This is a genomic window from Dietzia sp. PP-33 (genome assembly GCF_033790845.1).
GTDB lineage: Bacteria > Actinomycetota > Actinomycetes > Mycobacteriales > Mycobacteriaceae > Dietzia.
Map to the genome: position 1 here is coordinate 36,231 of NZ_JAMYEI010000003.1, position 18,722 is coordinate 54,952.

Below are 18,722 nucleotides of genomic sequence, written 5' to 3' on the forward strand. Positions count from 1 at the left end.
TACACGCGGGCGGTTCGTGACGATTCAAGGAGGATGACCGGTGGCCCATGTCATCACGCGGCCGTGCTGCAACGACGCGAGCTGCGTCACGGTGTGTCCGGTGAACTGTATTCATCCGACACCCGGGTCGCCCGATTTCGCCCGCGCCGAGATGCTGCACATCGACCCGGTCGCCTGTATCGACTGCGGGGCGTGTGTGGACGAGTGTCCCGTCGACGCCATCGTTCCGGACGACCTGCTGCCGCTGGACTCGAGCTTTCCGCAGATGAATGCGGACTATTTCCGGGGACGCGAGGTCGTCGGTTCGTGGACGCCGCCCCGCCAGGCAACGGAGTCCGGACCACTCCCGTTTCGGGTTGCGGTCATCGGTGCGGGGCCAGCCGCCTTCTATACGACGGGGGAACTCCTGCGTCACCGTGGCGTCCGGGTCGACATGTTCGACCGCCTCCCGACGCCCTACGGTCTGGTGCGCGCGGGTGTCGCCCCGGATCACGCAGCAACCAAGGGCGTCGAGCGGACATTCGCCGCGACCGCGTCGCGCGACGAGTTCCGGTACTTCCTCAACGTCGAGGTGGGAGTCGACGTCACCCTCGACGAACTCCGCGCCAGGTACCACGCGGTGATCGTCGCCACCGGCGCGGCCGCTGATCGCTCCCTGGCAGTCCCCGGCGAGGACCTGGCCGGGTCGCTCGCCGCCACCGATTTCGTGGCCTGGTACAACGGCCATCCCGACCATGCCGACGATCACATCGACCTCAGCGGCGAGTCCGTCGTGATCGTGGGCAACGGCAACGTGGCCCTCGACGCGGCACGGATCCTCGTGACGGATCCCGATGAGCTGGCGCGCACCGACATCGCCGATCACGCACTGCATGCCCTTCGACATTCGCAGGTGCGGCAGGTGAGCGTCCTGGGCAGACGCGGTCCGGCTCACGCCGCATACACCAATTCCGAGTTCGACGCCTTCGCCTCGCTCTCCGGCGTGGACGTCATCGTGGACCCCGCTGATCTCGTTCTCGACCCGCAGACCCACAGGGACGAGCAGTCGGGCTCTCTGGACCCGACCACGGCCACCAAGCTACGCCTGGCCCGCCGCTACGCCGCCCGCACACCAACGGGCGCAGGGCGCTCGGTCGCGTTCCGCTACCTGTCCTCCCCCACCGCCATCCTCGGAGACGAGCACGGCGTGTCAGGGGTGCGGGTCACGCGCATGGCGTACAGCGCCGACGAGACCGGTCGCGTCGTCGCCACGGGCCCGGAGACGACCGTCCCCGCGTCCGCGGTGATCCGGTCGATCGGGTATCGAGCGGATCCGTTCCCCGGACTACCGTTTGACCCCGGTGCCGCCGTCATCCCCAACGACAGCGGCCGGGTGATCGACGACGGATCCCCGGTGGTCGGCGTCTACGTCGCGGGCTGGATCAAACGCGGCGCCCGAGGCGGGATCGGCGCCAACAGACAGTGTGGCCTGCAGACCGCCGAGGCCGTGATCGCCGATTGGACACAGGGTCGCCTGCAGTCTCCCGCGATCGGCGAAGACGACGTCGACGCACTGGTCGCCGAGCGCCACGGCCACCGGGTCGACGCAGCCGGGTGGGCAGCAATCGACGACCACGAACGGTCGGCCGGGCGCAGCGACGGCCGCCGCCGCCGCAAGCTGGTGTCGGTCGACGAGATGGTGCAGGTCGCGAGCACCGCGACCTGACCAGCCCCGGGCCGGGACACCCCGCGAGCACTCCCGGCCGCGGTCAATCCCAGGCCGGCAGCGGAAGAGCGATGAGCGCTGCGACCTCGTCCTCACTCACACCCAAGGCGCGCAGAACGTGAGCGGTGACGGCGTCGGTCGTGGCCGCGTCGTCCCGTCCGGGTTGATCGTGCAGCAGCAGCGCAAGCGTCAGCGCGGCCCCGGAGACGACGGTCAGGGCCACGTCGATGTCAGATGCGACGAACCGCCGGGCGGCGACCGCCACCTCGATATCGCGACGCGCCCGGGGAAGCAACCCCGCGTCGGCGGTGGAGAGGACCGACAAACCGTGATTGACGACGACTCTGCTCAGTTCGGGATACCTACGGTGCAGACGACCGGTCAAACGGAAGCTCTGCGTGAACATCTGCGCAGGATCGCTCATGCCCTCGGTGAAGGCGTCCAACAACTCGCCGTGGTCCTCGACGACGGCCATCACCGCTGCCTCGAACAACTCCTCTTTCGTGGCGAAGTGGTTGTAGAACGAGCCGTTGCCGACGTCGGCCATCATGGTGATGTCGAGGACCGAGACCGAGGTTCGCCCCTGCGCCATCAACTGTTGAGCGGCACCGATGAGGGACCGCCGTGTCTGGGCTTTGCGTCTCTGAGCGCGCGTGAGAGCGCCCGGATCAGCCTGGGCCATCGCATTCTCCTTCCACGAAGGGTTACATGCTCCCACACTCACATGTGACGAAATCGCCAGCCGACTTGACTGACGCACGCGACGTATATGACGATATCGTCAATCACAACGACGGGGGTCGCGATGACGGTCAACCATGACGTGCACGAGGGACTGCACGCCGATCAGGGCGCCTTGCCCGGGGAACATCCCGGGCGCCGGCCGGACCCGGTCGTGAAAGTCCACGACATCGCCTGGTTGGAGTTCGACAAGCCCGATCTCGTCCGCACCGCCGCGTTCGCGGTGGACTTCGGGTTCACCCCCACCTTTCAGACTCCCGATGAGCTGCACCTGCGGGGCGCCCTCGCGGGGCCGCCGTGTGTCATCGTCCGTCGAGCAGCGCGGACCGCGTTCACCGGCGCGGCCTTTCTCGCGGCCGACGACGCCGACGTCGACACACTGGCCTCGGAGTGGGGACGACCCGTGGAGTCCCTCGGGGACGCCCTCGGAGGGTGTGCGGTCACCACCCGGGATCCCAGCGGGTGCCGCGTGCGGGTGGTCTCAGGAGTCACCGAATGGCCGGCGCTGCCCCTGCAGAGCGTCCGCAACCCGTTCAACTTCGAACGCGACCGGACCCGCGTCAACAGCACTCAGCGGCCCCCGCGGGCTCCGGCGGTCGTCGAGCGCCTCGGTCATGTCGTGCTCTCGTCGACGCGCTATCTGTCGTCGCTCAACTGGTACCTGCACAACCTGGGCATGATCGTGAGCGACTTCCTGTACTACCCCGGTCAACGTGAACGCGGACCCGTGATGAGCTTCATCCGGTGCGACCGTGGCGGAGAGGTCGCCGACCACCACACCCTGGCGCTGACACTCGGCCCCGCCGACCGATACGTCCACTCCGCCTACCAGGTCTGCGATCTGGACGCCCTGGCCGCCGGGAGCGAGTACCTCCTCGACCGGGGATACGACCACTCGTGGGGGTTGGGTCGCCACATCCAGGGCAGCCAGCTCTTCGACTACTGGCGCGATCCGGACGGGTTCCTGGTCGAGCACTTCACCGACGGTGACCACTTCGACAGCACGGTCGACGCCGGCTGGGCCCCGATGACGGCGTCAGGCCTCAACCAGTGGGGCCCGCCGGCGACCGCAGACTTCCTGGGTATCAAGCCCGGCCGCGCCGCGCTGCGCGAGTTCACCTCGATTCTCTCCTCGTTGCGCGAGTCCGACAACGAGTTCGACGTCCAACGCCTCCTCGGCCTGATGAAAGTAGCCCGCACATGAGCCTGTCCGTCCTCCGTACCGCAGATGCATGGTGGGTGCTGGTGTCCGCCGGCGCCCGTCGCATCGACACGCGCGCGACCACCACCGCCGAGCTGATCGCGGATCGTCAGGCTGTCGTCCTGGCCACGACCGACGACGGCGAGGTCGTGGACCCGGCGAGCCTGGAACTGCAGTCGCCGGTGACAGCACCCTGCCGGGTGATCGCGCAGATGACGAACTACGTCTCGCACGTCCGCGATTCCGGAATGGACCCCGACAAGGTCCCGCTGACGTTCTTCCGCAAGGCCTCGGGATCGATCGTCGGGCCGAACGACGACATCATCAAGCCCGCGCACGTGCAGCTGTTGGACTACGAGGTCGAGATCGGTCTGGTCTTCGGACGTAGCCTGCCCGTCGGGGCCACCGTCGACGAGGAGACCCTCGCCGATGCCGTGGCCGGCCTCGTGATCACCAACGACGTATCAGCTCGCGACGTGCAGCTGCCCAAGACCCAGTTCTACGAGGCGAAGTCCTACCCGAGCTTCACCCCGGTCGGTCCCGTCCTGGTGCTGCTGGAACCCGGTGAGTGGGACACGTTCTCCACGCTAACCCTGCAGCTGCGGGTGAACGGGGTGACGCGACAGAACAGCACCGTCGCCGACATGATCTACAGCCCCCTGGAGGCGGTACGAACCCTGAACAGGTTCCAGCGTGTCGACGCCGGCGACCTCCTCCTGACCGGCACCCCCGGAGGGACCGCACTCACCGCACCCGCGAAACCCATCGAGATGATCGGAGCCCTGCTCCCACCGCACCTGAAGTGGAAGGCGTTCTTCAAGCGTCAGGCCGGCAACCCGAAGTACCTGCAGGACGGCGACATCGTCGAGACGTCGGTCCGTGCAGGCGACGGGACACTCGACCTCGGCGTGCAGCGGAACGTGGTGCGCTACGCATGATCGCCCCCACCTCATCGGCCTCGTTGTGGCCGACCTACGACACCCCCGACGACATCACGCTGATCGAACAGACGCCACTCGACGCTCGCGGGTTGCCGTCATCGACGTACGCGGTTCTCACCCGCGCGGCCGAGCAGTGGCCTGACCGCACCGCACTGCGCGTCATGCCCGATGCGACCCGGTGGCAGCAGACCACCGACCGCACGTACGCGCAGTTGCTCGACGCCGTCGACCGCCACGCCGCCGCTCTCCGCGCTGCGGGCGTCGGCGGTCAGGACGCGGTCACCCTGCTGGCGCCGAACTGTGTCGAGCTGATCGAGGTGTTCTTCGCGGCACAGCGCGCAGGCATCGCCGCCCCGATCAACCCGGCCATGAGCGCCGACCACGTGGCCGAACTGATCGACAGATCGGGCTCGAGGGTCCTCGTCGCTGCCGGCCCCGACCTCGACACCGCGGTGTTCTCGGGGCTCCCGGATATCGTGGCCGCCACCGGTATCGACACGGTGTTCCTCTTGCGCCCCACGGGGGCCGACACCAACCCCGACGTGCCTGACCTGGGAGACGTCACCGTCGCCTACCTCGACGCGGCCGAGCTCCCCCGCCTCGCCGTCGAGGAGGACCGCGGTCCCGACGAGCTCGCCGCGCTGTTCCACACCGGTGGAACCACCGGCGTACCCAAGCTGGCCGGGCACACACATCGCAACGAGGTCTCCAACGCGTGGATGATCGCGGCGAACACCGTGCTCGACGAGGACTCTGTCGCCTTTGCCGCTCTGCCGCTGTTTCACGTCAATGCGTTGATCGTCACCGTGCTCGCCCCGACGCTGCGCGGACAGACCGTCGTGTGGGCGGGACCGCTGGGGTACCGCGATATCGCCCTCTACGGCGTGTTCTGGCAACTGGTGCAGGCGAATCAGATCTCCGCGATGAGCGCAGTCCCTACCGTCTATTCTGTGCTCGCACAGTGCCCGATCGACGCCGACATCTCCAGTCTCCGGGCTTGTCTGGTCGGCGCATCCATGCTGCCGCCCGCGGTGCGTGAGGGGTTCGAGTCGCACACCGGAGTCCCCCTGCTCGAGGGCTACGGCCTCACGGAGGCGACCTGCGCCAGCGTTCGCAGCTTCTTCGACGGCCAGCCTGCCGGTTCGGTCGGGCAACGCCTGCCCTATCAGCAGATCCGCGCCGTCGACGAGCACTGGCAGGAACTTCCCGCCGGTACGGCCGGGCGGCTGGTCGTGTCGGGACCCACCGTGTTCGCCGGCTACGTGCGCCGCCGCAGCGCGGACGGGTTCGATCTCGATGACGGCGGGGCTGTTCGCGACGGGTGGCTGGATACCGGCGACCTGGGATCAATCGATGAACGCGGCTTCGTGACCCTCACCGGCCGCGCGAAGGACCTCATCATCCGCGGCGGGCACAACATCGATCCCCGCGCGGTCGAGGACGCGCTTCTCGAACACCCGGATGTCACCGACGCCGGAGTGGTCGGGCGTCCCGATGTGCACGCGGGCGAAGTGCCCGTCGGATATGTCACCGTGCGTGACGGTGCCACCGTGTCCGGTGGTGACCTGCGGGCGTGGGCGACCGAGCGGGTGTCGGAGGCCGCGGCCGCTCCCAAAGAGGTCACGATCATCGACGCACTTCCGGTCACCGATGTGGGCAAGCCCTACAAGCTCGCGTTGCGAGCGCTCGCCACCGAGACCGCACTCACCGCGGCGCTCACCGACGCCGGGGTACCCGCATCGCTGGACGCTCGGATCGTCGACGGTTCGGTCGTCGCTGTGGTGCAGCAGCCCGGGGACGTCGACACCGCAGCTCGTGTTCTCGACAACTATGCGATCCACTGGCAGTGGGCGCCGGCCGACGGGCGCTCCCCCTCATGACCGATACCCACACCCTCGCCGCGCGTGGTGTCGCACTCGTGCTGACCACCACCGGTACCGCGAAAATCCTCGCGCTCGCACCCATGACGGAACGAGCACGTCACCTGGGATTCTCCGGGCGGGCGTTCCGCGTCATCGGCGCCTGCGAGCTCGCCGGCGTGGCCGGGCTCCTGCTCGGACGGCGCCACCCCCGGGTCGGTGCGGTGGCCGCGGTCGCGGTCTGCTCATTGATGGGCGGCGCCTGCTGGGCTCACCGGCGTGTCGGTGACAGCTGGACAGCCACTGTCCCCGCAGTCCTCGTCGGCGTCGGCGCCGCGCACTCCGCCAAGGGCGCACTGGAACAGAGTGGGTCCCGATGAGCCGACACCACGAACCCGTTCTCATCGTCGGCGCCGGCCCGGCGGGACTGACCGCGGCGGCGCTACTGGCCGACCTCGGGGTACCGTCGATCCTCCTCGAGCGGTGGGAGGGGATCTACCCGCAACCGCGTGCGGTGCACCTGGACGACGAGGTGTACCGGATCATCGCGCGACTCGGGCTCGGTCCGCGGTTCGCAGAGATATCCCGCCCTGCCCTCGGCCTACGCCTGGTCACCTCCTCGTTGCAGGTCATCGCCGAGTTCCCCCGCGACCCGGGCATGGGCGCGAACGGCTTTCCGGCCGCGTCCATGTTCGATCAGCCCCGACTCGAGGAACTCCTCCGTAGCGCCGTCGCCCAACGCACGGAACTCATCACCTTCCGCTCCGGGGTCGAGGTGAGCGGAATCGATCAGTCCGATACGGGAGTCACGGTCTCGGCGACCGACCGCGACACGGGCGAGCGGATCACGTTCCGCGGGAGCTACCTGCTCGGCTGCGACGGCGCCGGCAGCATCACCCGCTCGGCGATCTCGTCCAAATGGCGGGATCTCGGGTTCAGCCAGCGGTGGCTCGTCATCGATGTCGAGACGTCGGCCGACCTACGCCAGTGGGATGGCGTGGCACAGGTGTGCGACACCCAGCGAGCGGCCACCTACATGCGCGTCGGCGAGACCCGCTACCGCTGGGAGTTCCAACTACTCGACCACGAGACGGCCGAGGACTACGCCCACATCGATTCGGTTGTGCCCCTGCTGCAGCCATGGCTCATGGGAGTCGACGCGGCAGACCTGAGACTGGTCCGATCGGCCGAGTACACCTTTCGGGCGCGAGTCGCCCAACGCTGGCGTGATCGCCGGGTCTTCCTCCTCGGTGACGCCGCGCATCTGACGCCACCGTTCATCGGCCAGGGGATGGGCGCAGGTCTGCGCGACGCCGCGAACCTCAGCTGGAAGCTCGCCGCCGTCCTCCAGGGGGACGCGCCGTCATCGACCCTCGATTCCTACGAGCGGGAGCGCATCCCGCACTGCACCGGTCTCATCCGCCTGGCGATGGTGACGGGCGCCGCCATGACCGGCGGGGGTCACGGCGGCGACGTCCTGCGCCGCACCGTCGCGCCCGTGCTCGCAGCCGCTCCGGGCCTGGCGACGAGACTGATCGACAGCACGACCCCCGCACTCCGGCCGTCCTGCTACGTCAGGCGCGGGGTGGTGGGCTCCGGAATTCCGCGATGGGTGACGGCCCCGAGCGCAGCCAGCCTGGCCGGGCACCTCGCGCCGAACGCCGTGGTGGCCGCCGACGGTCGCCGCCTCGACGACTACACGGCAGGCTTCCGGATCATCGCCGTGGATACACCCACCCCTGAGCAGGATTTCGAGATCAGGCGTCGTGGCGGGGCCACCGTCGTCGTCGCGCTGGACAACCCACTCGGACAGTGGTTGCACGCCCACCACGCACGAGCGGCGGTCGTACGACCGGACGCGACGGTGATGGCGGCGGGCCGCTCGATCGCAGAGGTGTACACCCTGCTCCCCCGCCTCGCGGTCGGCAAGGGCGGGCCGCCGCCCGAGTCCCCCCGGGCCCGGGTGGGCTGAGCAGGTCTACCCCCGGCCAGCGGCCCGGGGACGCACCCGGCGCAGGCCGTGCTTGCGTGCGGTCATGGCGAGGATGACATCGCGGGTGGCGAACCGGCGCAGAAGGAAGACCACGGGGGCCGAGTTCCCCTTCGCGTAGAACGGCCTGGGATGTGCCGCGAGCGCCGCGTCCACGATGGTCCGAGCCATCGCGGTCGTGTCGAGGCCCTTACGCTCGTTACGGCGGGTCGCCGCGGCGAACACCTCGAACTCGGCGCGGTACGGTGACCGTTCGCCGATGTGCGTGGTGCGGCGCTCGCCGATACCAGTAGCGATGGTTCCGGGCTCCACGACGATCATCCGGATCCCGTGAGGTGCCACCTCGCGCCGGGTCGCCAGCGCGAACGCCTTGAGAGCGGATTTGGTGGCGGCGTAGTTGGAGCGGAAGGCCACCGGGAAGCTCGACAGCATCGACCCGACCATCACGACAGTCCCCCTGCGCCGTTCCCGCATCCCCGGCAACACGGCCTTGGTCAGCGCGACGGGGCCCAGGACGTTGATCGCGAAGAGCTCCTCGATCGCGGCCACAGGCGTGTCCTCGAGAGCGCCGGCCTGGCTCTCGCCCGCGTTGTTGATGAGGATGTCGACCTGGCCGACCTCGGTCAGCAGCGCCGGGATGGTGCCGGTGTCAGCATTATCGAGCCGGACGTATCGCACGCCCGGCACGGGGTCGGCGACAGCGTCGGGCCTGCGGCTGGTGCCGAACACGGTGTACCCACGGTCGACGAACAGTCGAGCCACTTCGGCCCCGATGCCGCTCGACGCACCGGTGACGAGGACGACCTGAGTGTCCGGTGCCTCGTCGTGGCGTGCGGGATCGGTCTGATCGCTGGTGTTCATGGGCCCTTCCGTGGATCTGCTGTTGGAGGTCGCGGGTGTGCAGGCCCGTCGATGGCGGGGTTAAGCTAACCGACGGAGTCCCGCGCGGCTCGGACGATGCTATCGGTATCGATACCGGGATGACGGGCCCGCCGTACTCGTGCAGCGTCGGCATGCAACGCTCCTCGAGGTCGCCGAGGCGCAGTTGCCCGAACCACAGCGACGTCATGATGTGCACCATGGACCCGCACGATGCTGGTGCCCTCCGACCTTCAGACCACTCGGATTGGGGCGGACCCGGTTCGCGTGGTGAATCATCGCCCTGGGCGTCCACAGCACGCGCCGGGCGATCGAGTCCAGCGTCGCGCTGCTCGATTCGGGGGTCACGACTCCGGACGCGGTGTCGGTCATGGACGGTGTCGGTCATGGACGGGGCTCCTTCTCCAGGTGTGACGACGCCATCGACGCCCCGAACACCGGCGCCCACCGCGCCTTGAGGAAGGACACAAGAGATCCCGCTGACGACGCGGCCGAGGTCTCGGTGCTCCAGATGATGTGCCCGTCGCAGCGGACGGCGACGGCTCCGCCCCGGTCGAGCCCCAGCAGGATGGCGGCACGCTCGGGCTCGACGCACCACTGAATGACGTCGACCACGTCGATCACCACCGGTCCGGTCGAGTCGCCGTCGAGGTGGTCCTGCCACGCCCGAGCCTCGGCGGTGATGAGCGTCATTGTCCTTGGCGAGCGGTTCACCAGTTCCAGGATGGACCGCCGACCATCCGCGGTACCGACCAACGACACATGCGGCAACCGCCCGCCCGGCACGACGCACGGTGCGTAGTCCACGACGTCGTCCGCTGCGCTGGACTGACGTTCCCGGTCGTCGACGGCTACCAGCGGCCCGTCATAGCAGTACCCGAACTCGAGGCCGGTCGAGACGAAGTGCGGCAGTTGCAGGGGGATCGCGGCGGTGGCTCGGGCGCGGGCACGAAGGGCGCGGGGGGACTCCTTGGAAAGCACGGCGGTCCGCGCGAGGCCTCCCCGGACGAGGTGCTCGGAGACGCGCGCCGCCATCCCTGCCGGCAGCCATGTCAGCGGCGCCCGACCCATCAGACGGGTCACCCGATACAACGCGCGGTTGGTCGCGCCGAAGTGTCGTGTGACCGCGTCGAGTTGGAAGTGGTTGGACACACTGTGCTCGGCGAATCGCTCGATGACTGGTCGGCGTTCCGACTCGTAGGTGTCGAGCAAAGTCTCATCGGCACCGTGAGTGAGCACGGCGTCGAGTTTCCACGCGAGATTGTGCGCATCCTGCACGCCGCTGTTGAGCCCGTAGCCCCCGGTGTGGGGGAAGCGATGGGCCGAGTCGCCGACCAGGATGACCCTGCCCCGTCGGAAAGTGGACGCGATCTGCGAGGTCATCGTCCACGCGCCGGTCGACACGAGATCGTAGGTGTTGCCCTCACCGAGCACGGCGGGGAGCTTCTCGCGCCAGAACTGGTCCGGGCTGGCGGCGATCGGTTGGCCGGGATGCAGGTAGGTACCCATCAGAACGTAGTGCCGGTCGGCGTGCGCGATGAGCACCCCGGCGAACTCGGGTCGGTAGATCCAGGTGAGCAGGGGCCTTTCCCCCGGATGCAGGTCCGGGGAGCGGAAGAACGCGCTGGCCATACGCGCCAGTACCGGGCCACGCAGACTGATCCCGAGGCCTTCACGAATCGGGCTGTTGGCGCCATCTGCGCCGACCACGAACGGCGCCGACAGCTGTCCGCCATCCGTGCTCACCACCACGCGGTCCCCGACCTGGGAGACGTCGCGCACACTCACTCCCCGGCGGAACTCGATCAGCGGCTCGTCGTCGAGCCACTGCCAGAGCACGGGCATCAACAAGTGTTGGCCCACGTGCGAGATGAGGAAGTCGCTGAGAGAGCGGACGTGATCCAGCTGCTGTGGGTCCGAGAGCAGGTCGATCTCTCCCAGGGGCGTCGCAGTGGTCGACGAGATCCACCGGATGAGGTTGATCTCGGAGATCGGCGGGGAGAGGGCCGCGATCTGCCCGGCGAGGTCGGGGTGGATCTCGCGCCAGATCTCGAGCGAGCGGGCGTTGATGACGTGAGCGGCAGGGTGGGTCAGCGGTTCGCGCCGTCGGTCCAGGACGAGGGAGGCGATCCCGCGCGATGCCAGCAGCAACGCGAGGGTCGCGCCGGTGCTGCCCGCGCCGGAGATCACGACCGGCGCACGAGTCTCCGGGCTCATAGGGTGCGGAAGGTGATGGCGCGCTTGTTGGCCCGGGCGGTGGTGCCCGGGCGCACGCCAGCCCGTCGGTGAACGAGCGAGGACGGAGGCTCGCCACTACGGAGACGCTCCAGAAGATAACTCGGGTCGATCGTCACACCGATGGGGTTGTCCGCGAACCCTTTGCTGTCAAAGAACGCGGCGGTCTCTTCGGCGGTGGGGAAGTTCTCAACCTGGAATTCGAGCCGGATACCGTCTGGATCCTCGTAGTACAACGACGTGGTGGGTCCGTGGTTGATCGACCACACCGGCTCTATTCCCAGCGCGGCGAGGCGCTCGTGATTGAGGAGCAGACGTTCGAGCGAGCTGTAGGTGAAGGCCAGGTGGTCGACGCCGAGGAGCTTGCGGCGGAGCCTCGCCAGCGGGAAGAGATAGCGCATCACGCCGGGGATCTTGACGAGGGCCAGCCGATGACTCTCCTCGTCCCAGGTGAGGAAGGCGATCTGTGTGTCCTCGTGAACGACTCTGGCGCCCAGGACTGTCCGATACCACTCGATCATCTCCGACGCTCGCGGCGTCTTGACCACATAGTGCGCGAGAATCTCTGGAGCCAGTGGGCTGTCGACCGGGTCTGCGATTGTCATCCTGGCTCTCCATTCTTTGCGTCTGCGGCGATGATGGGAGTGCGTTGTGTGCCCAGATCGAGAGACCCGTTTCCCGAGCGGATGGAGGCGGTGACGAGGTCGCCCGGCCGGAGGTAGGGGCCGGCCTCATTGCGACGGATGAACAACCGCCACATCACGTGTTCGGGGAGCAGTGCGGCGGCCAGGCGGCGTACGAGCGGATGGGGCGACTTCGCTGCGGTTCCGTGGGGCGTGCCGGTGAGAACGACATCTCCGGGCGACAGGTTGCAGAACGTGCTCAGTTCGCTCAGCGACTCGGCGGGGCGGTACAGCATGTTCGACGTCGAGTCCGTCTGACGAACCTCGTCGTTGACCCGCAGCTCCAAGTTCAGATGGTCGAGCAGTGCATAGTCGGCCTCGTCGAGGACGAGTAGCTCGGGACCGAGCGGACAGAACCCGCGGTAGCTCTTGCCCTTGAAGTACTGCCCCTGCGGTAGCTGGACGTCACGAGCCGAGATGTCGTTGCCGATCGTGATCGCGGCGACGTACCGGGGAAGCTGGTCGTCGGTGATGGTGACCGGTCTATCGATGGCGGCTCCGATCACCAGGCCCAGCTCGATCTCGTAGTCGAGCAGGCGGACGTGGCCGGGGCGCGTGACCGGATCATAGGGCCCGGTCACCGAGGCGTCGGTCTTGCCAAAGAAGAGGTTGAACGCGCGGTTGTCCGGATCCATACCCGACTCGATGGCGTGCTGGCGGTAGTTCGCGCCCTGGCAGACCACCCGGCACGGGACGGTCACCGGGGACACCACGGTCACGGCGGACAGCAGATGAGTCGGCGGCCGGTCGGCAGCGGTCCGCCACTCCTTCGCCCCACGTTCCAGCAACTCGCCGGTCGTCGGATAGGTGCCCTCCAGAGCGGTGACCTCGTAACCGCTGACAGTCCCCCAGTGCGTCGTCCCCTCAGCGACGAACCGGATCAGCCTGGTGGCCATGCTGGCTCCTTCGTGTCGAACCCGATGAGCCAGGACAGTATCAACTTGGTTGACTGTGGGTCAATGATCGACAGTCGTCGCGTTCGGCGGTGTTGACCCTCTCGTACACTCGGGTGCGTGAAGAGGGACGACGAGGCGAACACCGGGGACGGCTCTGAAGTCGCCGCCGAGCCGATATCGCGCGCTGAGCGCAAGGTCGCGACGCGCGGTCGGGTCCTCGACGCGGCCGCCGAGATGTTCGCCGAACGCGAGTACAGCGCGGTCACGGTCTCCGAGATCGCGCACCGAGCCGGGGTCGCGCACGGCCTCGTCTTCCACCACTTCGGTTCGAAGCAGGGGTTGTACCGGGCAGTCCTCGACAGGTTCGTCGGGAACATGGACGCAGCCTTCGCCGCAGGGGCCACCGACAACCCCGGCGACGCGATCCGAGCCGGTCTACGTGCCCACCTGTGCTATGTGGCCGATCACCCTGCGCTGGCCCAGCGGCTGATCTCCGGTGGGCGATCACCGGATTCGGACGTATGCGAAGCCTCGCAGGCAGGACGCGACAGGGCTCTGGAGATGCTGGCCCGGCTCACCGGGGTGGACTCACGCAACGACACCGTCCAGCTTGTCGGTCGCACCATCATCGCGGCCGCAGACGAGGCGTCATTGAATTGGGTTCGAACAGGGTGCCGGACCCCCGTCGACCACCTCGTGACCTGGCTCGTCGAGATGGGTTCCGCGGCTGTCAGGACCGCTGCCGTTCTGGATCCGGATGTCGACGTCGATGCCGCCCTCGAAGCCGTACGCACCGGCGGCTGGCCGGAGACACCCGCCGCGTCGGGCTGATACCCGACCGCGACACAGCGGCCGTGGCGACGTCGTGGCCCCATGCGGTTGGCGTCGACTCATGGGTGCGCGGCGAGCTGCTCGACGACGGCGTTGTACAGGTCCTCGGTCTCGACTGAGAGCGGTCGGCGGCACTGGAAGGTGCTGGGCATCTCCATCGTGACCATCGCGATCCCGCGGTCATGCAGCCGCGGGCGCCTTCACCGGCGAAGTCCAACTCGATCCGTTCGGCACGGTAGCCGGCGTGTGGCGCGAGACCGAGGAGCAGGACGTGCATGAGGCGCTGGGAGTCGTAGGAGGCGCGGAGCCGGTTTGGTGATCAGCTCGGCCAGGAGGCCGCGACCTGGAAAGTCCTGAACCCATCGAACTGCCTGGTGAACCGGTCTTTGTCGAACCCGCCCATGTTCGTGAACCGGCGCGCCGTCCTCGACGCTGCGCTGGACTGCCTGGACGAAGGCCTGACGCAGGTCAGCCTGCCGGAGATCGCCACGCGTTCCTCGGTCGCCCCGTCCTCGCTTTACCGGAGGTGGGGTACGTGGGAGGACACATCTCGCCGCGGCCGAGCTGTACTCCGCGCGACGGCGTCACTCGAGTGGCCTGAGGCGCTCACAGAAGCCCGCACCCGGTTCTGGGACGACCGCTTCGCACTCGCCAGCGTTATGATCCAGCGCGGGATCGACCGCGGAGAGCTCGATCAGAGCACCGACCTACGTCTGCTTCTGGAGATGGTGGTGGCGTCGCTACACCTGCGTCAGCTCCTGCTCGGGGACGATCCCACAACCATGATCGAGCAGCAGGTCGACCTGCTGCTCGACGGCTCCAGGAGGATGCCATGACCGATCCTGATCGCAGCCCCTCGCGTGCCCGTCGCCGGCTCATCGAAGGCAGACCGATCACCGAGGTGATGGTCGACGGCGTCTGGGCGCCGTGGGATGCCGGCGCGAGGGACCCGTTCGGGATCCCTGCCGGACCGGCCCGGCGCGATCCCGCCCCGCAGGGTGCCGCCGGGGTCGGAAGTGACGCCCTGCTGCCGTTCGCGCCCTTGTCCTTCCGGGACTTCATGCTCTACGAAGAACACGTCATCGCCGCATCGCGAGGCATCGCTCGCACCAATTTACCCGGCGCCTACCGGTTCACCGCCCTGTACGAGCGGGTCACCGGCTCGACCTTCCCGAAGTTCAAACCCCCGGCCCTCTGGTACGAACAGCCGATCTACTACATGAGCAACGCGCTCACCTTTGTCTCCACCGAGACACCGGTCGCCGCACCCGCCTACGCGGACAGCCTTGACTACGAGCTCGAGCTGGGGTTCGTCTTGCGCGCACCCCTGCGTGGCGCAAGCCCCGAGGAAGCCCTTGAGGCGATCGGGGGCTACGTCGTGCTCAACGACTTCTCGGCCCGCAACGTCCAGCTCAAGGAGATGCGCAGCGGATTCGGCCCACAGAAGGCCAAGCATTTCCTCTCGTCCATGTCCGCGGACCTGGTCGCCGCCGCAGGCCTCGACGCGACCGACCTGGGTGCCAGCGTCAGCGTCAATGGGACCGTCGTGGCCACGAGCTCGACACGGAACCCCCACCACTCCATCGCCGAGGCCCTCGCCCACGCCTCACGCGGGGAGCAGCTCTACCCCGGTGAATTGTTCGGCACCGGCACTCTGCCGGGCTGCTCCGGCATCGAGGCCGGGGTGAGACTCCATCCCGGCGACGTGTTGGAGCTCGTCATCGAGAACGTCGGGACGATTCGTCACTCCATCGCCCCTGGGGGCCACGCATGAGGATCGAACAAGTCACCGACACCGTCCACGTAGTCACCGGCACGAACGTCAACTGGGCCCTGGTCACTGACGGTGACGCCGTCACAGTCATCGACGCTGGCTACCCCAACGACGGAACAGCCTTGCTGGCCTCGCTCGAGGCCATCGGACGCACCCCCCAGGACGTCCAAGCCGTGCTGCTGACCCACGCTCATCTCGACCATATGGGCGGAATCCCCACCCTTCTCGCACAGCGCAGCGTTCCCGTCCTGACCGGTGCCGACGAGGTCGCGCACGCCCACCGCGACTACCAGGAGCAGATCACCCCAGGCCAGATGCTGCGGCAGTGCACCCACTGGTCCGGCATCACCTGGGTGACCCAGACCCTCAGAGCAGTCCTACCGCACGCGAGCATGACGGTCCCGTCAGCAGCGCCGGTTCCATTTGGCGAAGCACTCGACCTGCCCGGGTCCCCGACTCCCGTCTCGACCCCCGGCCACACCAGCGGCCACACCGCCTACGTCCTCGAGGCAGCCGCGGTGTTGTTCACCGGGGATGCACTCGTCACCGCGCACCCACTCTTACCGGGGCCACCGCGACCGCAGCTCCTGCCGAGCTTCTTCAGCGAAGACGAGACCAAAATGGAAGAGAGCCTACGAGAGCTGAGCGGGTTGCACGCCGACGTGATCGTGCCCGGACACGGACCCGTAGCAAAAGGGGCCATCGAGGACATCGTCCGCAACGTCGACAGAATGCGGTAACGACGGAGCCACCGGTGACACCGAACGGGTCGACCTGGCCTTCAAACCAGCGATGTCGGCCCTCCTGCGGCCTGCGGCCCGTTGCCGGCGGCAGAGCTTTGGTTCTCGTGATCGCACCGCGCCACCCTGGTAGGCGGAACGTCCGTCGTCATGGCCTCGATGATGGGATCCACCGCGCCGTGAGGGCGTCGCAGACGGCACGCTGCTGCTCCTCGCCCAAAGGGTGCATAAGGAGGCCCTCGATGGCGAAGACGCCGATCATCACTTCGGCATCCAGTCCGTCCGCGGCCGCGCCGGCGGCCTCGAGCTCGTTGCGGAACAAGCTGGAAGTCAGCAGGTGGAAGTTGTCGTGCCACATGGCCACTGACGGTGAGCGCTCGGCACGAGAGTGGACGGTGCTGACCAGGCGGCTCATCTGCTGCAACTGGCGCACCACCCACAGCAATCGCACGGGGATGGGATCGGCGGCCACCGACTGGTACTGGTCCAACGCATCTGCCATGACGGCGTCCAGGACGGCGATCAGAACGGCATCCTTGTCGTCGAAGTACCAGTAGATGGTGTTCGCGGTAACCCCGGCCGTCGCGGCCACGCGGCTCATCGGGGTGGCCTCGTAGCCGGCGTCGACGAAGAGCTCGCGGGCGGCGGCGACGATCTCCGCCCGCTTCTCCTCCGGCGCCTGGGGTCGCCTGTTCTCTGGCATCACTCGATCGTAGACGATCCTCTTGAACGGCATTCAACGACCTGCTACCGTCTCTTGAATGACGATCAACACACCGGCTTCGCCTGGAGAGCCCACGGCCGTGCACACCTACGTCCGACAGGACGTCACCTTCCCCTCCGAGGGTGTGGCATGCGCGGCGTGGCTGTACCGTCCCGATGGCGTGGAGAACCCGCCGATCGTGGTGCTGGGTCACGGGTTCGCCGCGACCCGGGACCTGCGCCTGGACGCCTATGCCGCCCGGTTCGCCCAAGCGGGGTACGCCGCGTTGGTGTTCGACTACCGGTCCTGGGGCGCGAGTGACGGGCAGCCTCGACGGGTGCTCGATATCGCCGCCCAGCATGCCGATTGGCGCGCCGCGGTGTCCTACGCCCGTGGCCTCGTCGGCGTCGACACCACCCACGTGGTCGGGTGGGGGTCCTCATTCGGTGGCGGTCACATCTTGAGCCTCGCCGCCCGGGACCACGCGCTGGCGGCCGTGATAGTGCAGGTACCGCACGTCACCGGCCCCGCGTCGGCGTTCGCGCAATCCCCCACACTGGTGGCTCGTTTGGCGCTGGCGGCGGCGCGCGATCAGGTGGGGGCATGGCTGGGCCGCCCGCCGCGCCGGGTGAAGTCCATCGGACGAGACGGCGAAGTCGCCATGATGACCTCACCGGGCGCCTATGACCTGGTACTAGAAATGGCTGGCGACAAGCGCGACGAACTGCTGGCCGACAACGATGTCGCAGCTCGCATCGCGCTGCGGGTGCCGTTCTACTCACCGGGCCGACACGCTGCCAAGATCACCGCACCAACGCTGGTGCAATTGGCCATCAAAGACGACGTCACGCCGTACGCCAAGGCGCGTGAGATCGTGGCTCGCATCCCCAACGGCGAGGTGAAGTCCTACGACTGCACACACTTCGAGCCCTACCTGGACCCGCACTTCCAGCACATCGTGTCCGATCAGATCGCCTTCCTGGACCGCCACGTCGGAGCCGTCCGATGACGACAGCTCCAGCACTTCCTGGGTCGGTCCTCACAAGACGCTCTCGATGTGCTCGGGACGCCGTCTGTTAATCACCGACGGCTCCTCGACGCGGCCACGATCACCACCCTGAGTACCCGGCACGCCACCGCGACGGGGATTGGAGTCAGCGGCGAGCTCGTTCATTAGCGGGTACCACCTTTTCCCGGCAAGTTCGCCTGAGACAGGTACGCAGCAGCTCCGCGCAGGACCTCGTTCTCCTGCTCCAACAGCCGAACGCGGCATTTGGCCTCGCGCAGCTCCTGGGACTCCGCCGACGTGGTGCCGGGCTTGATTCAGGCCTCCACGTCGGCCTTGCGGATCCACTTCTGCAACCTCATGGGGTGGATCCCGAAGTCGGCGGCGATCTGCTCGAGCGTCACACCCTCTTCACGGACCTGGGCGACGCGCACCACGTCGTAGCGGAACTCCTGGGGACAGGGCTTGGGCACAACAACATCCTTCCAGGCCCGCCTCGCAGGACAAGCCAGATCAGATGTCACCTACTCGTGCACCA

General features: G+C 67.9%; 18 protein-coding genes. 11 read left to right on the forward strand and 7 right to left on the reverse strand.

Annotated elements, in window-relative coordinates:
* Positions 1-40: 40 nt before the first annotated feature.
* Positions 41-1,705, forward strand: a complete 1,665-nt coding sequence (locus NJE57_RS06340) for an FAD-dependent oxidoreductase (protein ID WP_319027557.1) — start codon at positions 41-43, stop codon at positions 1,703-1,705.
* Between the two features lie 43 nt (positions 1,706-1,748).
* On the opposite strand, the gene NJE57_RS06345 is transcribed toward NJE57_RS06340, so the two are convergent.
* Positions 1,749-2,387 (reverse strand): TetR/AcrR family transcriptional regulator, encoded by a 639-nt coding sequence (locus tag NJE57_RS06345; RefSeq protein WP_319027558.1) that lies wholly within the window; start codon positions 2,385-2,387, stop codon positions 1,749-1,751.
* Positions 2,388-2,510: 123 nt separating this feature from the next.
* Between NJE57_RS06345 and NJE57_RS06350 the strand changes: the two genes are divergently transcribed.
* From NJE57_RS06350 to NJE57_RS06370, 5 genes are read left to right on the forward strand one after another with little or no spacing between them, the layout of a single operon-like run.
* On the forward strand, positions 2,511-3,650 hold the full coding sequence (locus NJE57_RS06350; protein ID WP_319027559.1) for a VOC family protein: 1,140 nt from the start codon (positions 2,511-2,513) through the stop codon (positions 3,648-3,650).
* On the forward strand, positions 3,647-4,585 hold the full coding sequence (locus tag NJE57_RS06355; protein WP_319027560.1) for a fumarylacetoacetate hydrolase family protein: 939 nt from the start codon (positions 3,647-3,649) through the stop codon (positions 4,583-4,585). The genes NJE57_RS06350 and NJE57_RS06355 overlap by 4 nt, the downstream gene beginning before the upstream one ends.
* Entirely contained in the window at positions 4,582-6,468 is a 1,887-nt protein-coding gene (locus NJE57_RS06360; protein ID WP_319027561.1) for an acyl-CoA synthetase, read from the forward strand. Before NJE57_RS06355 ends, NJE57_RS06360 begins: the two co-directional genes overlap by 4 nt.
* Entirely contained in the window at positions 6,465-6,827 is a 363-nt protein-coding gene (locus NJE57_RS06365) for a DoxX family protein (protein WP_319027562.1), read from the forward strand. Before NJE57_RS06360 ends, NJE57_RS06365 begins: the two co-directional genes overlap by 4 nt.
* The gene (locus tag NJE57_RS06370; RefSeq protein ID WP_319027563.1) at positions 6,824-8,419 is read left to right on the forward strand and encodes a bifunctional 3-(3-hydroxy-phenyl)propionate/3-hydroxycinnamic acid hydroxylase; all 1,596 of its coding nucleotides are present in this window, start codon (positions 6,824-6,826) and stop codon (positions 8,417-8,419) included. Before NJE57_RS06365 ends, NJE57_RS06370 begins: the two co-directional genes overlap by 4 nt.
* 6 nt (positions 8,420-8,425) lie before the next feature.
* Here the strand turns inward: NJE57_RS06370 and NJE57_RS06375 are convergent, their stop codons facing one another.
* From NJE57_RS06375 to NJE57_RS06395, 4 genes are all read right to left on the reverse strand, one after another.
* Positions 8,426-9,298, reverse strand: a complete 873-nt coding sequence (locus NJE57_RS06375) for an SDR family oxidoreductase (protein WP_319027564.1) — start codon at positions 9,296-9,298, stop codon at positions 8,426-8,428.
* A gap of 402 nt (positions 9,299-9,700) precedes the next feature.
* Entirely contained in the window at positions 9,701-11,533 is a 1,833-nt protein-coding gene (locus NJE57_RS06385) for an FAD-dependent monooxygenase (protein ID WP_319027565.1), read from the reverse strand.
* Positions 11,530-12,156, reverse strand: coding sequence for a VOC family protein (locus tag NJE57_RS06390; protein WP_319027566.1), 627 nt, complete (start codon positions 12,154-12,156; stop codon positions 11,530-11,532). Before NJE57_RS06390 ends, NJE57_RS06385 begins: the two co-directional genes overlap by 4 nt.
* Positions 12,153-13,130 (reverse strand): fumarylacetoacetate hydrolase family protein, encoded by a 978-nt coding sequence (locus tag NJE57_RS06395; RefSeq protein WP_319027567.1) that lies wholly within the window; start codon positions 13,128-13,130, stop codon positions 12,153-12,155. Before NJE57_RS06395 ends, NJE57_RS06390 begins: the two co-directional genes overlap by 4 nt.
* A 117-nt stretch (positions 13,131-13,247) precedes the next feature.
* Between NJE57_RS06395 and NJE57_RS06400 the strand changes: the two genes are divergently transcribed.
* The 4 genes from NJE57_RS06400 (at position 13,248) to NJE57_RS06415 (ending at position 16,475) form a co-directional block, all read left to right on the forward strand.
* Positions 13,248-13,961, forward strand: coding sequence for a TetR/AcrR family transcriptional regulator (locus NJE57_RS06400; protein ID WP_319027568.1), 714 nt, complete (start codon positions 13,248-13,250; stop codon positions 13,959-13,961).
* 401 nt (positions 13,962-14,362) lie between these two features.
* Entirely contained in the window at positions 14,363-14,797 is a 435-nt protein-coding gene (locus tag NJE57_RS06405) for a TetR/AcrR family transcriptional regulator (RefSeq protein WP_319027569.1), read from the forward strand.
* Positions 14,794-15,735 carry a fumarylacetoacetate hydrolase family protein gene (locus NJE57_RS06410; protein WP_319027570.1) on the forward strand — a complete coding sequence of 314 codons (942 nt, stop codon included), beginning with the start codon at positions 14,794-14,796 and terminating at the stop codon, positions 15,733-15,735. Before NJE57_RS06405 ends, NJE57_RS06410 begins: the two co-directional genes overlap by 4 nt.
* Positions 15,732-16,475 carry an MBL fold metallo-hydrolase gene (locus NJE57_RS06415; RefSeq protein WP_319027571.1) on the forward strand — a complete coding sequence of 248 codons (744 nt, stop codon included), beginning with the start codon at positions 15,732-15,734 and terminating at the stop codon, positions 16,473-16,475. The genes NJE57_RS06410 and NJE57_RS06415 overlap by 4 nt, the downstream gene beginning before the upstream one ends.
* Before the next feature lie 148 nt (positions 16,476-16,623).
* Here NJE57_RS06415 and NJE57_RS06420 read toward each other — a convergent pair whose 3' ends face one another.
* On the reverse strand, positions 16,624-17,178 hold the full coding sequence (locus NJE57_RS06420; protein ID WP_319027572.1) for a helix-turn-helix domain-containing protein: 555 nt from the start codon (positions 17,176-17,178) through the stop codon (positions 16,624-16,626).
* A 58-nt stretch (positions 17,179-17,236) separates the two neighbouring features.
* On the opposite strand from NJE57_RS06420, the gene NJE57_RS06425 reads away from it, so the two are divergent.
* Positions 17,237-18,187: an alpha/beta hydrolase gene (locus tag NJE57_RS06425; RefSeq protein WP_319027573.1), complete on the forward strand. Its 951-nt coding sequence runs from the start codon at positions 17,237-17,239 to the stop codon at positions 18,185-18,187.
* A gap of 314 nt (positions 18,188-18,501) precedes the next feature.
* On the opposite strand, the gene NJE57_RS06430 is transcribed toward NJE57_RS06425, so the two are convergent.
* Positions 18,502-18,657 carry a hypothetical protein gene (locus tag NJE57_RS06430; protein WP_319027574.1) on the reverse strand — a complete coding sequence of 52 codons (156 nt, stop codon included), beginning with the start codon at positions 18,655-18,657 and terminating at the stop codon, positions 18,502-18,504.
* Positions 18,658-18,722: the final 65 nt, after the last annotated feature.